At 62.4% G+C, this 16,246-nt stretch carries 15 protein-coding genes; 5 read left to right on the top strand and 10 right to left on the bottom strand.

Translation table 11 applies throughout. The features are described 5' to 3' along the window. Positions 1-87: 87 nt before the first annotated feature. Entirely contained in the window at positions 88-1,098 is a 1,011-nt protein-coding gene (locus ACDA63_RS01320) for a helix-turn-helix transcriptional regulator (RefSeq protein WP_373661350.1), read from the top strand. 50 nt (positions 1,099-1,148) lie between these two features. On the opposite strand, the gene ACDA63_RS01315 is transcribed toward ACDA63_RS01320, so the two are convergent. From ACDA63_RS01315 to bioF, 5 genes are read right to left on the bottom strand one after another with little or no spacing between them, the layout of a single operon-like run. Beyond that, entirely contained in the window at positions 1,149-2,315 is a 1,167-nt protein-coding gene (locus ACDA63_RS01315) for a DUF2863 family protein (protein ID WP_373661349.1), read from the bottom strand. Between the two features lie 45 nt (positions 2,316-2,360). Beyond that, positions 2,361-3,026 (bottom strand): dethiobiotin synthase, encoded by a 666-nt coding sequence (gene bioD, locus ACDA63_RS01310; RefSeq protein WP_373661348.1) that lies wholly within the window; start codon positions 3,024-3,026, stop codon positions 2,361-2,363. A 4-nt stretch (positions 3,027-3,030) separates the two neighbouring features. Then, on the bottom strand, positions 3,031-3,795 hold the full coding sequence (locus ACDA63_RS01305) for a methyltransferase domain-containing protein (protein WP_373661347.1): 765 nt from the start codon (positions 3,793-3,795) through the stop codon (positions 3,031-3,033). After that, positions 3,789-4,490 carry an alpha/beta fold hydrolase gene (locus tag ACDA63_RS01300; protein ID WP_373661346.1) on the bottom strand — a complete coding sequence of 234 codons (702 nt, stop codon included), beginning with the start codon at positions 4,488-4,490 and terminating at the stop codon, positions 3,789-3,791. The genes ACDA63_RS01305 and ACDA63_RS01300 overlap by 7 nt, the downstream gene beginning before the upstream one ends. After that, entirely contained in the window at positions 4,487-5,656 is a 1,170-nt protein-coding gene (gene bioF / locus ACDA63_RS01295; protein WP_373661345.1) for an 8-amino-7-oxononanoate synthase, read from the bottom strand. The genes ACDA63_RS01300 and bioF overlap by 4 nt, the downstream gene beginning before the upstream one ends. A 316-nt stretch (positions 5,657-5,972) precedes the next feature. Here bioF and dctP point away from each other — a divergent pair, with 316 nt between their 5' ends. Further along, complete coding sequence (dctP, locus tag ACDA63_RS01290; protein WP_373661344.1) at positions 5,973-6,962, top strand: TRAP transporter substrate-binding protein DctP; 990 nt, start codon at positions 5,973-5,975, stop codon at positions 6,960-6,962. A 164-nt stretch (positions 6,963-7,126) separates the two neighbouring features. Here dctP and ACDA63_RS01285 read toward each other — a convergent pair whose 3' ends face one another. Beyond that, positions 7,127-9,661 carry a sodium-translocating pyrophosphatase gene (locus ACDA63_RS01285; RefSeq protein ID WP_373661343.1) on the bottom strand — a complete coding sequence of 845 codons (2,535 nt, stop codon included), beginning with the start codon at positions 9,659-9,661 and terminating at the stop codon, positions 7,127-7,129. A gap of 375 nt (positions 9,662-10,036) precedes the next feature. Here ACDA63_RS01285 and ACDA63_RS01280 point away from each other — a divergent pair, with 375 nt between their 5' ends. Next, positions 10,037-10,204, top strand: a complete 168-nt coding sequence (locus ACDA63_RS01280) for a hypothetical protein (RefSeq protein WP_373661342.1) — start codon at positions 10,037-10,039, stop codon at positions 10,202-10,204. Between the two features lie 196 nt (positions 10,205-10,400). After that, entirely contained in the window at positions 10,401-12,359 is a 1,959-nt protein-coding gene (locus ACDA63_RS01275) for a DUF4914 family protein (RefSeq protein ID WP_373661341.1), read from the top strand. Between the two features lie 88 nt (positions 12,360-12,447). On the opposite strand, the gene ACDA63_RS01270 is transcribed toward ACDA63_RS01275, so the two are convergent. The 3 genes from ACDA63_RS01270 to ACDA63_RS01260 all read right to left on the bottom strand — a co-directional run bounded on the left by ACDA63_RS01270 (position 12,448) and on the right by ACDA63_RS01260 (position 15,259). Next, entirely contained in the window at positions 12,448-13,584 is a 1,137-nt protein-coding gene (locus ACDA63_RS01270; protein ID WP_373661340.1) for a glycosyltransferase, read from the bottom strand. A gap of 180 nt (positions 13,585-13,764) precedes the next feature. After that, on the bottom strand, positions 13,765-14,739 hold the full coding sequence (locus ACDA63_RS01265; protein ID WP_373661339.1) for a Gfo/Idh/MocA family protein: 975 nt from the start codon (positions 14,737-14,739) through the stop codon (positions 13,765-13,767). A 190-nt stretch (positions 14,740-14,929) separates the two neighbouring features. After that, positions 14,930-15,259: a cupin domain-containing protein gene (locus tag ACDA63_RS01260; protein ID WP_373661338.1), complete on the bottom strand. Its 330-nt coding sequence runs from the start codon at positions 15,257-15,259 to the stop codon at positions 14,930-14,932. A gap of 212 nt (positions 15,260-15,471) precedes the next feature. On the opposite strand from ACDA63_RS01260, the gene ACDA63_RS01255 reads away from it, so the two are divergent. Next, a complete protein-coding gene (locus ACDA63_RS01255; protein ID WP_373661337.1) occupies positions 15,472-15,921 on the top strand; it encodes a hypothetical protein in 450 nt (149 codons plus the stop codon). A 65-nt stretch (positions 15,922-15,986) separates the two neighbouring features. Here ACDA63_RS01255 and ACDA63_RS01250 read toward each other — a convergent pair whose 3' ends face one another. Continuing rightward, on the bottom strand, positions 15,987-16,160 hold the full coding sequence (locus tag ACDA63_RS01250) for a DUF1328 domain-containing protein (RefSeq protein ID WP_373661336.1): 174 nt from the start codon (positions 16,158-16,160) through the stop codon (positions 15,987-15,989). Between the last annotated feature and the right edge of the window lie 86 nt (positions 16,161-16,246).

Below are 16,246 nucleotides of genomic sequence, written 5' to 3'. Positions count from 1 at the left end.
AACATCTTTGCGCGGGCGAATTCCGCCCCGGGCTGCCCGCAGTTGTTCGGAGGCGCTGGCACCATCGCTGCGGGAGGAGTGACCTACATGGATTTGACGAGCCGGGCCGAAAGAAACATCGTTCGTGGCGAAGACCTCGCCGTGATGGCCCGGTTGGTGGGCTCACGCTTCCGCGTGCTGCGCCCGAGCGTGGCGGCCGAAAGCGGCGTCGCGCTGCGTGGGGATTACCGCCTGGTGCGCCTGCGCTCGGGCCTGATCCTGCATGCCACCGACGCCAGCGCCGCGCATGACCTCACGACTGAAGTCGTGCAGCGGCAGGGCATCAGTTGCTACCTGTTTTTGCAGGGGCACGTGGACGTCACGCTCGGTGGCCGCGATCTGGTGCTCGGCCCGCGTCGCACGCACGAAGGTGAAACCGTCGAAGGCGTAATGGTGGCGCGCGCCGAGCCCGAAATCCTGGTGCGTCATGGCAACCAGGGCGACAACGTTCGCAAGGTGAGCGTCAACATCAGCCCGGACTGGCTCGAACAAGGCGGCCTTGCGGCCACGCCTGACTACAGGCGCGTGTGCAACTTTGCGCGCAACCATCTCGCTACGCGTCGCTGGCAGCCGTCGGCGCGCATGCTGGCACTCGCTTCACAACTCGTGCACCCGCCGGCGCTCTCGCCGATGTTGCAGGGGCTGTACCTTGAAAGCCACGCGCTTGAGTTGGCCGCCGAGGCGCTGCGCGTACTTACCGACGATGGCGGCGACGCGCAGCCGGCACGCCTTGTGCCGCGTGCGCATGCGCGCGTGCGGCGCGTGCGCGAAATGCTCGATAGCGGCGCCTGCGACGGCATGAGCCTGGAAGACATCGCGCGCGAGGCCTGTACCAACGCCAATACCCTGCAGCGCGACTTTCGTGCGGCCTTCGGCATGACGGTGTTCGCCTACCTGCGCGAACGCAAGCTGGACACGGCGCGCCTTGCGCTGGAGCGATATGGTGTGACCGTCGGGGAAGCTGCAGAGCTGGCCGGGTATCTCAGTCCGGCGAACTTTGCGACGGCTTACCGGCGGCGTTACGGGATATCGCCAAAGATGGCGCGCGGGCGCGCCTGAGGACCAGACACCAAATGAAAAGGGCGGCCTCGGCCGCCCTCTTGGGTGCGTCAGTGAAGATGTCGTGGCACCTGTTCGGCCATGTCTTCGGGTAGCTCCGCGTGGGCGGTCTCGCCATCGGCCGTGGGGTACATGGGCGCGCCGCAGTCGTCGCAATATTCCATCGGAAAACGATTGTCCAACTGGACGATGCTGGTCACGCCGCATTCGCGCAGCGCGGCTTCGATCTGCGAGGCGATCTCTGAACGATCGTCCTCGGCCCCGATCAGCGGCCATACCACGCCGTGCACCACCGCATCGTCCTGCGCGGTCGTGAAGGCGATGCGGAACTCTTCGAGCTGATTTTCGTAGAACGGTGCGACCACGGCGCGCAGACCCGAAGGGGGAACGTCCAGCGTCGTTGCGAGGAAAGCGACGGAGGCGCGGATCGAATAGGGGCGCGAGGCGCGGTCGGCCTCGCGGCTGGCAGCGAAGTAGGCGTCCGGCAGCACCAGTTCGGTGGCGCAACCTGCGAGCAGCGTCGACAGCGCGGCACCCCCCTGGCTTGCCCATTGCCGTGCGGCTTGTTCGCGCGTGCAGTCGGCTTCCTGCCAGCGGAAGATGGCGCCGCCCGGCTTCACGACAACGGCGGCCAGCAGATAGCGCACGTCGGACAGGAAGCGCGAGGTCTCGGGCAGGTCGGCCGTGTTGATCGTGAGGTTGGCACCTTTGGCGGCGGCCGCGCCCAGTTCTGCGGCAAAGCGCGCGGTCTCAGAGTAGCCCTGAGGCAACTGGTCGGGGCTGAACAGTACGTTGGCGAGCGCGAACGACACATCGCCCGCCAGCACGTGCGCGGCGAGATGGACGCGCAGATTCGCCAGCAGGGCTGCGGGAATGGTGCTCGATGGAATCGAGAAGCGCGACCACGCCAGTACGGGAGCGGCAATGAGTAAAACCTGCGGGCCGTCGCCTTCGGTCGTGCCGGTCTCGGCGCGCGCTTCGAGGATGTCGGCCAGTTCGTCGTAGCCGCGCGGCAGGGCATAGAGGTGATCGAGCGCAGCGTTGAGCGTGTCCTCGGCGCCTTCGTGCAGCAGGTTGTCGATAGCCTGTGCCAGGCGCGACTCCCAGAAAACGTCTTCGGTGCGGCTGCCCGAATCGGCCCGGCCACTCGCCAGCCAGATCAGTTCTTCGGCTTCGCGGGGCAGTCCGCTGCGGCGTCCGAAACGCGCTCGTTTCATGGTGATGTCCTGCAGGTGAAAAACGGCCTATGGTACCACCCGGCCTTACGCCGGCAGCGTCAGATGCGCGGCGGCTTGACCGGGTTCGAGTCCGTGCGGCAGCACACCCAGGCAGCGCGCTGCGAGCCGCGATCGCAGCGCGGCGACGTTGTCCTCCAAATATGGCATGTCCGGCGTGATGGCGTTGGCGATCCAGCCGATGAGCCGCAGGCCGCGCGCTTCGATTGCCTCGGCCGTCAGCAGCGCATGGTTAAGGCAGCCGAGCCGCATGCCGACCACCATGATCACCGGCAGCCCCAGTGCCATGGCCAGGTGCGACGTGTCGCGGTCGTCGTCCAGCGGCACACAGAAGCCGCCCACGCCTTCGACGAGAATGCGATCGGCGCGCGACTGCAACTGGGCGTAGCCGCCGAGCATCGTTGCCAGATCGATACGCACGCCCGTGTTGGCGGCGGCGATGTGCGGAGCGATCGGTTCGGGCAGGCACACGGGATTGATCTCCGCGAGCGAGAAGCCAGGTGAACTCGCCGCATGCAGACGCACGGCATCTTCGTTGGCGAATTCGTCACCCACACGTTCCGCGCCAGCCGCAAGCGGCTTGTAGCCGACGGCACTCAGCCCCGTATTGCGCCAGGCATGCAGCAGCGCGCAGGCGGTGTGCGTCTTGCCGATTTCGGTGTCGGTACCCGTCAGGAAATATGCTTTGCTCATGAGATCACGGTGTCTTGCGGGCGAACAGGAACAGGGCCTCGTACGAGGCAGGCAGGCCATGCTCGTCGCGCATGGTTTCGTAGCGCGATTCGATCGCCCGCCATGCGGCGCGATTCAACGCCGTGCGAGATCGACCGTCGACGGTGTTTGCGCCCACATCGCGCAAAGAACGGAGCAGTGCGCGCAGATCGCCGGCATGGTCGATGAAGGTTTCTCGCCGAATGTCGATATCGATGAAGCCCGCGGCGCGCAGCGCCTTCTCGTAGCCGGCAAGGTCGCCGAAAGTCCGCACATGTGCTCGTGCGTCGACGCCAGTGAATGCGTGGCGCAACTCATGCAGCGTCTGTGGTCCGAGCGTGGCGACGTCCAACCGTGCGCCGCTCCGCAATACGCGGGCTGCTTCGTGCGCGGCGCGTCCAGCATCGACCCATTGCCACGCGAGACTCGACCAGTAGTGATCAATGCTGGCATCGGCCAGCGGTAGCGCTTCGAGGTCGCCGCACAGGCCATGAGGGGTATTGCGAGTGGACATGGCGACGGCATGGTCCAGCGCGACGACTTGCATCGCCGGAGCACGCTGCACGAGTTGCCGCCATCCGTAACCCGTACCGCAGCCTGCGTCGAGCAAGCAGCCTTCGGCTGGCAACGACGCGTGCGCGATCAATCGATCGGCGATGCGGCGCTGTATGTGAGCGGCTGCGTCGTAGGTGGCAGCGGCTTCGCCAAAGGCGATGCGGATCGTGCGCTTGGGGTCCGGCGTTCTCAACACATAAAGCTCCGGATCAAAGCCGCAACGCCCGACGGGTTCGATACCAGCGGTGCGTGGCCCGCGTTATCGACGATTTCCAATCGCGCGGCCAGCCGTTCGGCAAGCCATTGGGCGGCCGTCACCGGCATGAGCGCATCGTGCCGGCCGTGGATCAGTAAAGTGGGGGTGGTGCGTGTGGGCAACATGGCACGCAGATCGCTTTGGGCAAGGACGCGCAAGCCGCGCGAGAGAGCTTCAGCGTCGGCTTGCGGATCGGCCAGCGCGTTTTGCAGAACGGGTGTGATGGCGCTGCGCGCTGCGTCGTCCATCACCTGCAACGCGACGAAGCGTTGGAGCGTGCGTGCGGGCTGGCGTGCAAAGCCCTCGCTGAAGGCCGCGACGGTTGCGGCATCGAGGCCGTGTGGCCAGGCGTCAGTGGCCACAAAACGGGGCGTAGCGCCAATCAAGACGAGGTGCCCGACGCGCTCAGGGTGGTGCGCGGCGATCTGCATGGCGAGCATTGCGCCGAGCGACCAGCCCACCAGGGTTGAGTCCGGCGCAAGATCGCTGGCGATGCTGTCGGCCCATTCGGCGATGTCATCACTTGGCGGCGCCAGCGCAGGCGCGCGCGCCTCCATGTTCAGGTGCGGGACGAGTGCATCCCAGACCGCCGGGCGATACCCCCAGCCATGCAGCAAGGTGATGGGCTTCGTCATGCGCGGGCGGCCTCGCAGCGATGCAGCGCTTCGAGCAGGCGGTCGAGGTGTGCCTCCGTGTGCCCGGCGGAAAGCGAAATGCGCAGACGCGCGGTACCGGCCGGCACGGTCGGCGGGCGGATGGCGGGCGCCCAGATGCCTTCGTCCCACAATTGGCGGGCGACCTGCATGGTTTCTGCGTTATCGCCGATCACGATCGGTTGGATGGCAGTGCGCGAAGGTAACAATCGCCAGCGGGTGAGGCGGACGCCATCGTGCAGTCGGCGGCGCAACGCATCGAGCTGGGCACGCAAGGCGTCACCCTGTTCAATGAGATCCAGCGCGGCCATCAGCGTGTGCGCCAATAATGGCGGGGCGGCGGTGGTAAAGATGTAGGCGCGTGATTTCTGCTTGAGCCATTCGACGAGCGTAGCCGCGCCTGCCACGAATGCGCCGGCTACGCCGGCCGCTTTGCCGAGCGTGCCCATCAGGATCAGCCGGTCTGACCGGAGGCCGGCTTCGGCCAGCGCACCACGCCCCTGCGGCCCCAACACCCCGAAGCCGTGTGCGTCATCGACCAGCAACCAGGCGTCGAAGCGCTCGGCGAGTTCGAGCAGGTTGGCCAGCGGAGCGACATCGCCATCCATGCTGAAGACGCTGTCGGTGACGATCATCCGGCGGCGGGTCGGTGTCTTCTCAAGCAGGCGGGCAAGTGAGTCGACGTCGCCGTGCGGATAGCGATGCATGTCTGCGCGCGCCAGTTGGGCGCCATCGATCAGTGAGGCGTGGTTGAGCCGGTCCGCAAAGATGGCATCGCCGCGGGAGAGCAATGCCGGCATGACGGCGATGTTGGCCATGTAGCCGGTGCAGAACGCTAGCGCGGCGTCCATCTGAACGAAAGCGGCCAGCCGTTGTTCGAGTTCCTCGTGAATGGATGTGTGGCCGCTCACCAGATGCGACGCACCCGCGCCCACGCCCCAGCGTTTCGCGCCTTCAGATGCTGCGTCGGCCAATGCCGGGTGGCCGGCAAGGCCGAGGTAGTCGTTGCTGGCGAATGCGAGCATGGCGCGGCCATCAACAATAGCCTCGGGCCCGCAAGGCGTGTCCACAACGCGGCGCGTGCGTCGCAGCGCGGCGTCGTCGTGCGCGGCCAACTGGTCGGCGAGTTCGTGGAGAAGGGGAATCACGGTCAAAACGGGCTACAGGAGGGTGGCCCGCATTCTACGTGCAGGCGCTCATTGCGGCGAGGCTACTGATGTCGTCTCGGTGGTAGGCGGACCGGTCCCAGGCATGGGGCCTTTTCCATTGGGCTGGATAAACGCCGCGTTCGTCGGGTGCAGGTGGCGCCTGTCCGGACGCCGAACGCATATGCCCAAATCGGGTTCGAGCGCGCTGGCGTCAAGATCAGTGCTGCCCGACGTGGCGGAGCAGGGCCGTGAGACAGGGCCGCGTGCGCCGCCAGCACACCGCGACGCGCATTTTTTTGCCTATAGAGGAAGACGAATGATGAAGTCTGGATTGCGGGACCTGGCGGCGGCTCTGGCCTTTGCCTTCGGGATGACTGGCGCAGCAAGTGCTGCGACGACGCTGGTTTCGGCCGAAACGCAGAAACCGGATCACCCGGTGACGCAGGCGCAGGAGTTCATGGCGCGCACGCTGGCCGAGCGTACTTCGGGCGAACTGGTCATGCAGATCAAGCCCAATAGCGAACTGGGCAACGAGTCGCAGGTGGTGGAAAAGCTGCGCAAGGGCGAGATCGCCATGGGACGCGTGAATCTGGCAGTACTGGCCGATACGGTGCCTGCGGTGAAGCTGTTGAGCCTGCCGTATCTGTTCCGTTCGCGCGACCATATGTGGAACGTGCTACGCGGCGATTTCGGCAAGCGCATGGAATCCGAGATCGAGCAGACGGGCATGGTGGCGATCACTTTCTTCGACAGTGGCACGCGCAGCTTTTACAGCGTGAAGAAGCCGATTCGTACGCGCTCGGACTTTGAAGGGATGCGTATCCGCGTGCAGCCTTCGCCCGTCTACAAGGATCTGATCTCGCAACTGGGTGGCGTGCCGGTAGTACTGGCCTACGACAAGGTGCTCGACGCACTCAAGAACAACGAGATCGATGCTGCCGAAAACAACCTGCCGTCGTATGTGAGCACCGACCACTACAAGTACGCCAAGTACCTGAGCCTGGATGAGCATTCGATGGTGCCGGAGGTGCTGCTGATGTCAAAGAAGGCATGGCAGTCGTTGGCGCCGCAGCAGCAGATCGTGCTCAAGCAGTCGGCCGAGCAGGCATCCGAATACATGACCAAGCTGTGGGCCGGCAAGGAACGCGAAGCGCTGGAGACCGCGCGCAAGGCTGGTGTGACGATCATCCCGAAGTCGCAACTGGCGCAGACAGGTATCGAATCGTTTGCTGTGAAGCTCTATACCAAGTACGTGACGAACGATAAGGATCTGGAGACAGTGCTGAAAATCGTGAGCGCCAAGTAACGCATCAGCAATCAGTCGTGATCGGGAAACGGCGCCTGCGGGCGCCGTTTTCGTTTTCCGAGAGTGTGCGGGTGAGGGCGCCTTTTGTGGTTCGCCGATCTCGTGCGGACAAAAGAAACGGCGCCCGCAGGCGCCGTTCTTGTACTGCTGACTGCTCAGGCTGATCAGCTTTCCTGCGTGCTCAGTCTTTTGCTGCCCTCCGTAGCCGGCGTTTCCGCCGTCGCGTCGATGCGCATGCCGTAGAAGCTGCGATAGACGAAGAACATGTTGATGAGCAGGAACACGCCCGCCAGCGTCCAGGCCAGGCTGCCTTGACCGTTGGCTTGCATGCCGACGGACATTTCAACAGCCAGCAGGCCGAACAGCGTGGTGAATTTGATGATCGGGTTCATCGCGACCGAAGACGTGTCCTTGAACGGATCGCCCACGGTGTCGCCCACCACGGCTGCGTCGTGCAGATCGGTACCCTTGGCACGCAGTTCGGTTTCGACGATCTTCTTGGCGTTGTCCCATGCGCCGCCGGCGTTAGCCATGAACACGGCCTGGTACAGCCCGATCACCGCGATGGAGATCAGGTAACCGATGAAGAAGAACGGCTCGATGAACGCGCAAGCCAGCGTGCCGAAGAACACGGCCATGAAGATGTTGAACATGCCCTTCTGCGCGTACTGCGTGCAGATTTCAACCACGCGCTTGCTGTCCTTGACCGAAGCCTTGGTCGCGCCGTCCAGCTTGATGTTCGCCTTGATGAACTCAACCGCACGGTAAGCACCGGTCGACACTGCCTGCGTGGATGCGCCGGAGAACCAGAAGATCGTCGCGCCACCGGACACCAGGCCCAGCAGGAACGGCGGGTAAATGATCGACAGGTGCGACAGTTGCTCGGTCAGGCCGTTGGTCAGCAGCATGATGATCGAGAACACCATGGTCGTCGCGCCCACCACGGCGGTGCCGATCAGCACCGGCTTGGCGGTGGCCTTGAAGGTGTTGCCCGCGCCGTCGTTTTCTTCCAGCAGATCTTTGGCGACGTCGAAGTCGACCTTGAAGCCGAAGTCCTTTTCGATTTCCTTCTCGATGTTCGGCAGTTGCTCGATGGTCGACAGTTCGTACACCGATTGTGCGTTGTCGGTCACCGGACCGTAGCTATCGACAGCGATGGTCACCGGACCCATGCCGAGGAAGCCGAACGCCACCAGACCGAATGCGAACACGGCCCCCATCACGGCGCCCTTGGTCGGGTCGGGGTTGATGACCGAGGCCAGGTCATGGCCCGAGATCAGCGCTGCAATGCCCATCAGCAGGACGATCACGACACCCATCCAGAATGCCGAGAAGTTACCTGCGGTCAGGCCGGCCAGAATGTTCAGGCTGGCGCCACCTTCGCGCGAGGCGGTCACGACTTCACGCACATGGCGCGAGCTGGTCGAGGTGAATGCCTTCACCACTTCGGGGATGACCGCACCGGCCAGCGTACCGCAGGTGATGATCAGCGACAGTTGCCACCAGAGGTTCGAATACACCTCGCCGTTGATCGTGATGTTGCCGATCAGAGCGTGCGAAACCAGGAAGGTCAGCACCAGCGAAACGATCGAGGTGATCCACACCAGCGAGGTCAGCGGCGCTTCGAAGTTGAAGCGTTGCGCATTGGCGTACTTGCTCTTGGCGAGCATTTCGTTGAACAGGTACGAAGCGCCCGAGGCGATGATCATCATCACGCGCATGACGAAGATCCACACCAGCAGTTGCACCTGGACGGCGGCGTCCGGCACAGCCAGCATGATGAAGCTCACCAGAGCCACGCCCGTCACGCCGTAGGTTTCGAAACCGTCAGCCGTCGGGCCCACGGAGTCACCCGCGTTGTCGCCCACGCAGTCGGCGATCACGCCGGGGTTGCGTGCATCGTCTTCCTTGATCTTGAAGACGATCTTCATCAGGTCGGAGCCGATGTCAGCGATCTTGGTGAAGATGCCGCCGGCGATACGCAGAGCTGCGGCACCGAGCGATTCACCAATGGCGAAGCCGATGAAGCACTTGCCGGCCAACGACGGATCGATGAACAGCAGGATCGCCAGCATGATCAGCAGTTCGGTCGAGATCAGCAGCATGCCGATCGAGATGCCGGACTTCAGCGGAATGGCATAGCACGGGAAGCCCTTGCCCTTCAGCGCGGCGAACGCGGTGCGGCTGTTGGCCAGCGTGTTGATGCGGATACCGAACCACGCCACGCCGTACGAGCCGGCGATACCGACCAGCGAGAACAGCAGGATGATGACCACGTCGCTCACCGACATCGACTGGATCCAGCCGAAGTAGGCGACGATGATGACAGCGATGAAGGCTTCCAGAATCAGCAGGAACTTGCCCTGCGTGAAGAGATAGGTCTTGCAGGTCTCGTAGATCAGTTCGGAGACTTCGGCCATCGAGCGATGCACCGGCATGCGCTTGACCTGACCGTAGATGACGGCGCCGAAGAGAAGACCCAGCGCACAGATCAGCAGACCACCAAGAAGGAGATGCGAGCCTGTCATGCCGCCGACGAAGGTGGCGAGGTTCGGGTCATTCAGATTGGGTAGTACGAGGTTGGCTTCGCCGCCAGCAGAGGCGAATGCGGCGCCCGGCGCAAGGAACGCGCCAAGGCTGGCGAGAAGAATCGTCGCCAGACGACTTCCAGCCGATCTTACAGAACCTGCAATAGACATACGGGTCTCCGTCTCGAAATCATTGTTGTCAGCGGCAGAAGACCCGGTGTGGAGTGTCTCGATACGACTGGGCGCCCCGCGAAGGCCATCTTTCGCCTTGTGCAATGATTCGCTCGTCATCGCCTATTAGGGTTGACGGGAGTCAATGGGTGGGAAACCTGCACATTTGCCCGATATGGGTGCCCATAGAGCGAAAAATGCGAAATCCATATGCTGATTAATACTCTGGATTGATGGCAAAAATCGCCTTATGGTGGCTAACGTGCCGACTTATGGCGACATCAAACACTTCCATTGGATTTGGCGGGCGAGGCCTCGTAGACTTCAATCACGGCGAAAGCCAACCCCCAAACCTCAAATGAAAGAGAGAGCGCCATGACACAAAATCACAGTTCCGTTACGTTCGTTGACGATGCTGAACTGAATCAGCACTTCGCACCGAATCTTCTGACCTGGTTCCTCCTGCGTGGCATCAACGAGCTGAGCAGCGCGCGCCTTTTCGGTCCGCTGCGCCATTCGCACAGCCGCCTGTCGACGCAATGACGGCCTGTATCGGAGTCGCGTGAGCCGCCAACGGCTCGACGCGGCTTCGGGATGGTTGCAAATTCCTACAGTTTTTCCCTAACGATTTAATAAGCCTCAAATAGCTGGTCCGAAGGTGTTTCTATGCTGCCGGGACGTTTGCGCCTTTTGCGCAGGCGCTTCTCAACGCTTCGGAGAAGGGCTCGTCCCTCCAGCCATGACGACAAAATCCACCCCCGATACGATTGACTTCAAGGCCGAATGGTCGCGCCTTGGGTTGCCCCCGCACGTCATCGAAGTTCTCGGCGCCGCTCCGGCGTTGTATGTCGCCAATAAACGCGAAGATCTGCTCGATTGGGCGCTTGGCCGCGAGGCGGGCACCACCGACTGGCGCCAGTCCAATCGAGACGACAAGGGCGAGTTCGAGTCCGTCTTTGATGTGGCTGGCATGGGCCCTGTCGTCGAAGCCGTCGTGACCAAGGCTCGCAATGGCCTGGCGGTGAACTTCCCCGATCCGAAAATGCGCCGTCGCGATCCCGATGCGATGGTGATCGGTGATTGCCTGCCGACTGACAAACCCACCTACATGGAGCGTTTCGGCGAGAAATTCGACCGTACGCGCCAGCAAACGCTGGATTGGCTGAAGAAGCAGGAACTGGTCGTCGTGCCGTTCTATGCCGGTCCGGACGAACTGGGCTACGGAGCACTGCTGGTGTGCCCGAAGCAGGCCGCTTTCTTTGCCGGCGCACTGGCCGACCTGCAAGGCATGATCCCTGGCGACCAAGTGCCGTCGACGTTCCGCCTCACCGGCGGCGTCATCTTCATCGCACCCCCGTTCCGCCACACTCACTTCGATGGCAAGCAGGTGGTGGTGCACGCGCGCACGTCGTCGCACCAGGAAGTGTTCGCCTACAACCTCTACCCGGGGCCGAGCGCGAAGAAGGGCGTTTATTCGCTGCTGCTCGACATCGGCGAGCGCGAAGGCTGGACGACCAACCACTGCGCCGCAGTGGGTGTTGTAACGCCGTATGACAACCAGATCGTGATCATGCACGAGGGGGCATCCGGTGGTGGCAAGAGCGAGATGACCGAGCACATCCATCGCCTGGAGGATGGCCGTCTGCTGCTGGGCAAGAACGTGGTGACGGGCGAAGAGCGCACGCTGGTGTTGCCCGAGGCCTGCCGCCTGAACCCCATGGCGGACGACATGGCGGTGGCCCACCCGCATTACAACGAAGGCCAGACCAAGCTGAGCATCAACGACGCCGAGAACGGATGGTTCGTGCGCGTCGACCACATCAAGGGCTACGGTACCGATCCGCACCTCGAGCGTCTGTGCATCCAGCCGCCGCGCCCGCTGATCTTCCTGAACCACTACATCGTGCCCGGCGGCAACTGCCTGATCTGGGAGCATATTGAGGACGCGCCGGGCAAGCCGTGTTCGAACCCGCGCGTGATCATTCCGCGCGATCTCGTCGATGGCATCTCGCAAGGGCCGGTGTCCGTCAATATCCGCAGCTTCGGTGTGCGCTGCCCGCCCACGCACAAGGACAGCCGCCAGTACGGCATCCTGGGCATGCTGCACATCCTGAACCCGGCGCTGGCGTGGCTCTGGCGTCTGGTGGCGCCGCGCGGCCATGCCAACCCTAGCATCCAGGACAGCAAGGGCATGCAGTCCGAGGGCGTGGGCTCGTACTGGGCGTTCTGCACGGGGCGCAGGGTCGATCAGGCCAACCTGTTGCTGCGCCAGATCGTGACCAACACGGATACGCGCCATATCCTGATCCCGAACCAGTACATCGGTGCGTGGAAGGTCGGCTTCATGTCCGAGTGGATCGCACGCGAATACCTTGCCCGTCGCGGCAGCGCGCGCTTCCAGCGCGATCAACTGGTGGAAAGCACTTGCCCGCTGCTGGGCTACGTCCCCAAACAGATCCGCGTGGAAGGCTCGTTCGTGTCGCCGGTTTTCCTGCACGTGCAGAACCAGCAGGAAGGTGGTCAGGAAGTGTTCGATGAAGGCGCGCGTCAGTGGCGCGAGTTCTTCAAGCGCGAACTGGAGCCGTTCCTGACCTCGGATCTCGACCCGCTGGGACGCAAGATCATCGAGGCGTGCATGAACGATGCGACCCAAGAAGAATACTGGCGCCTGATTCCGCACCAGATCTTCAAGGACTGATCTTCGTACCGCCAAACGAAAAGCCCCGCTGGTCATCCAGCGGGGCTTTTTTCGTGAACCTCCGCAGCAGCGGCGGCTGCTCGTTGCGTCAGTGCACGCTCGTGCAGTGTTGCAGGTATTGGTTGATCGAATAGTCGGCGCGGAATCGCTGCAACATGGTATCGGTGATCGCGGGGTAGGCGTCCAGCGCACGGTCGATACGTTCGGCGAGTTGCAGCGGAGCGTTGCGATCGCACAGAAAGCTCGCCAGTTCTCCCGTCAGGATTTCGCTCGGACCGGTCGGACAATCGGTGCTGACAACGGGTGTGCCAAGGATCAGCGATTCGATGAGCACGGTCGGCAGGCCTTCGCTATCGGATGCCATCGCAAACAGATCCGCGTGCTTGATCCAAGGATATGGATTGCTCTGGAACCCCGGCATGACGACGCGATCCCGCAAGCCAAGTTCGTCGACCAGTTCATCCACCTTTTGTTGCCATGCGCGGTCAGTGGCCGTGTATGCGCCGCCGATGAGCACGAGCCGGTGGGTGTTTCGCGCGCGACTGGCTGCGTAAGCTCGCAGCAGAACGTCCTGTCGCTTGCGGCGTTCGAGCTTGGCGGCGTACACGATGTACGGACCTTCGACAGGCGGCGCGAACTGGGCGCCCTGACTGCGAATGAAGTCGAAATCGAACGGGTTGTAGATCGTCCGGATGGTGCGCGGAGCGACGCCAACGTCTTCGACGATTTCATTCTGCAACGCGTCCGATACGGTGATGATGTGCCGATCCGAATACACCGCGCGGAAGCGCATATGCCAGCGTGCTGAACGAATGAGGCGCTTCAGCCCCGTCTTGTTGCCGATTTTGGCGTTGAGGTATTCACGCATCGAATTGCGATAGCGGATGAACACCCGGTCCAGTCCTGCGATACGCGAAAGCCGGTCTACGTCTTCAGCGTTCGAAATGAAAAAATCGAACGAATGGCCGTCGCTTTCCACATCGGCGACCAGTCGCCGCAGTTGCCAGGCCAGCAGGATCTTGTTCAGCGCCCGGATGTGGGTGACATGTCCATCGTCGGACAAAGTGTGGATGCGGATATCGCCAGGAACGACATGCTGAATCTCGTTCTTGACCAGCACGATGTGGACATCGTGCCCTTGTTGCTGGAACGCCTGCGCAAAATTCAATACCACGCGCTCCGCGCCCCCGCCGATGAGCGAGTCGATCAGAAGGCCGATTCTCATGCTGCTGGGCACGATCTGCAGGGGGATACAGATCGTTAGGTATTTAATAGTGCCTAGATGGTACGCCTGTGCGGCGCACCAATCGATTTCGGACCGGAACAAGAATGTAAGAAATTACAACTGGCGCGGCGGAAGATGAGACTGCCCCGCCGATGGACGGCGGGGCATCTGACTGTGGTGCTAGAGCTTGCCGTAGATGCGCAGGATCAATTCTGTAGCGCGACGGCCGTCCGCGGCATCGGCCAGGGGGCGGGTGTTGGATGCGATGGCCTGTTCAAAATCGCGGATGACCGCTTCATGCCGCGAGGTGTCGGCAACCGCCGCACTGCGGGCGCCGTCGTCCGGGCGTGGCGTCACGGCGCTGGCGGGATTGGGGACACCGTCGATGTTCCAGGTGTGGATGCGGTCATCCTGCATGGTGAAGGTGCCCTTCTCGCAGATGACTTCCAGACGCGCCGGATATCCGGGACGGGCGCAGGTGGATGCGACGATCGTGCCGATCATTCCACTATCGTGACGGAGCAGGGCGGCGCCATGGTCTTCGGTTTCGATGTCGTGCGCAAAGGTCCCCAATTGGCTTGTGACCTGATCCGGCATGCCGAAGAACCAGATGTAGTTGTCGATGTTGTGCGAAGCCTGCTGGATGAACGGGCCGCCGCCATCGATGGCCCAGCCGCCGCGATAGTCACCGCTGTCGTAATAGGCCTGGTCGCGCCAGAAACGGCACGACAGGTCCGCCGCATAGATGCGGCCAAGGGCGCCGGCTTCGAGCAGTTTCTTGACGGCGACGTTGTCCGGATTGGTGCGGCGCTGGAAAGCCACCGCCAACTGGACGCCGGCTGCTTCGCACGCAGCCACCATCTTGTCCATGGCCTCCATGGTGATGTCGAGCGGCTTTTCGGTCAGCACATGTTTGCCAAGTGCGGCCGCTTCGATGGCGCTGATGTGATGCAGGCCATTGGGTGAAGTGATGATGACGGCGTCGAACGGCGCCTGGATTTCAGCAAGCGATGCGCGACACTCAAGATGCGGTGCATCCTTGGGCGTCCGGCCGCTGCGTGACACACAACCGACCAGTTCGCAACCGGGCAGGTTCTTGAAGGCGGCAACGTAGGTGTTGCTGATGTTGCCCGTGCCGACGATGACGTAACGCATGTTTCCTCCAGTGAGCGGTGGCAAGTTGCCAGACAAATGCAGCGCGCAATTGTCCCATGCCGGGAGGGGAAACGTAAGGAAGGAACAGGGGGAACGCTGAAGAAATCAGCGAACTGGACGCGGTATTACGGAGAAAAGCACGTGGATGTGGGACCGAGCTACCCGGTCCCACGCGTTGCGCGGCGCCGGGTCAGGCCTGACCCAGGAAATCCAGGCGTTGCGGCGTGAAGGTGTCGAGCAGGACACCCTTTTGCGTGCACACGCAGCCGTGCATGATGCCCGACTTCTTGTACAGCGTGTCGCCCGCCTTCACGACGTGGGTTTCGTCACCGATGGTGAACTTGAATTCGCCGGACAGCACATAGGTCAGCTGCTCGTGCGGGTGATTGTGCATCGGGCCGATGGCGCCTTCTTCGAACATCACCTTCACCTGCATCATGCCGCCGTCGTGGGCAAGAATCTGACGGCTGACGCCGCCACCCAAGTCCTCGACGGGACAGTCCTTCGCGTAAACGAACATAAGAAACCTCCAGTAATAACCTTTCTATTCTATCGGACAAGTGCTTCAGGCGCAGCCCCAAGCCTGACAAGCCGCCTTGGGTTGCGAGAAATGCCGTCTCATCAACAGGTTGGGCAAATGGCTCGGCTTGGCTCTCCCTTACAATGGACAGGCGAATTGAGACCGGTCAACCGGCTCGATAGCCGTAGTTCAGTACATCAAGGAGACAAGCAATGACAAAAACTTCATCCAAATTCCTCGCCGCATGTGTCGTACTCGCGATGTTCGGCAGCGCCCAGGCGGCCGACAATCTGTCGAAGGGTGCCCGCGCGGATGGCTCCAGCAAGGGCGAGGGCAGTTCCTACGGCGCTGTGATCGATGGCGATGCTGCCACCGCCTGGACTCCGGCTGGCGATGCCGGCGAATCGGTTTGCGTGAAGTGGGATTCCTCCAAGACCGTTGGCGCCGTGGTTATCAAGGAGATTGGCGACAACGTCACCGCTTGGCGGGTGGAGGATCGCAACGGCTCCAAGGTAAAGGCGCTTGCCGAGGGTACGACGCTGGGCAGCGCCGCAACTGCAGAGTTTGAGCCATTGAGCAGCAAGAAGATCTGCGTGGTGGTGGTATCCGCGAAGGGCAAGCCAGCAATCGCCGAACTGGAAACCTACGCCAGCAAGCCCTGACCCGGGCGCACGATGACGCCGCGAGGCGGGCGGCCGCTCAAAGCCGCCGCCGCGGCGTACGACAACTATTTGATGGCCTTGAACACGGTCAGGCCAAGAACCAGAAAGATCACGAAGAGGGCGATGGCGACAAAGAAGAGAATCTTCGCCAAGGCAGCCGACCCCGCCGCTATGCCGGTAAAGCCCAACACGCCGGCGACGATCGAAATAACGAAAAATATCAGAGCCCACTTGAGCATTTGAACCTCCCTAGGATCATCGAATCTCGACGATTTTCATATTGAGGGGCGTCGATCTCGTCCGCTGTCAGACGGCGTCACACTTT

Origin of the sequence: Uliginosibacterium sp. sgz301328 (assembly GCF_041807905.1) — a bacterium.
Taxonomy (GTDB): Bacteria; Pseudomonadota; Gammaproteobacteria; order Burkholderiales; family Rhodocyclaceae; genus JBGVSA01.
This window is presented reverse-complemented; position numbering and strand designations above follow the sequence as displayed.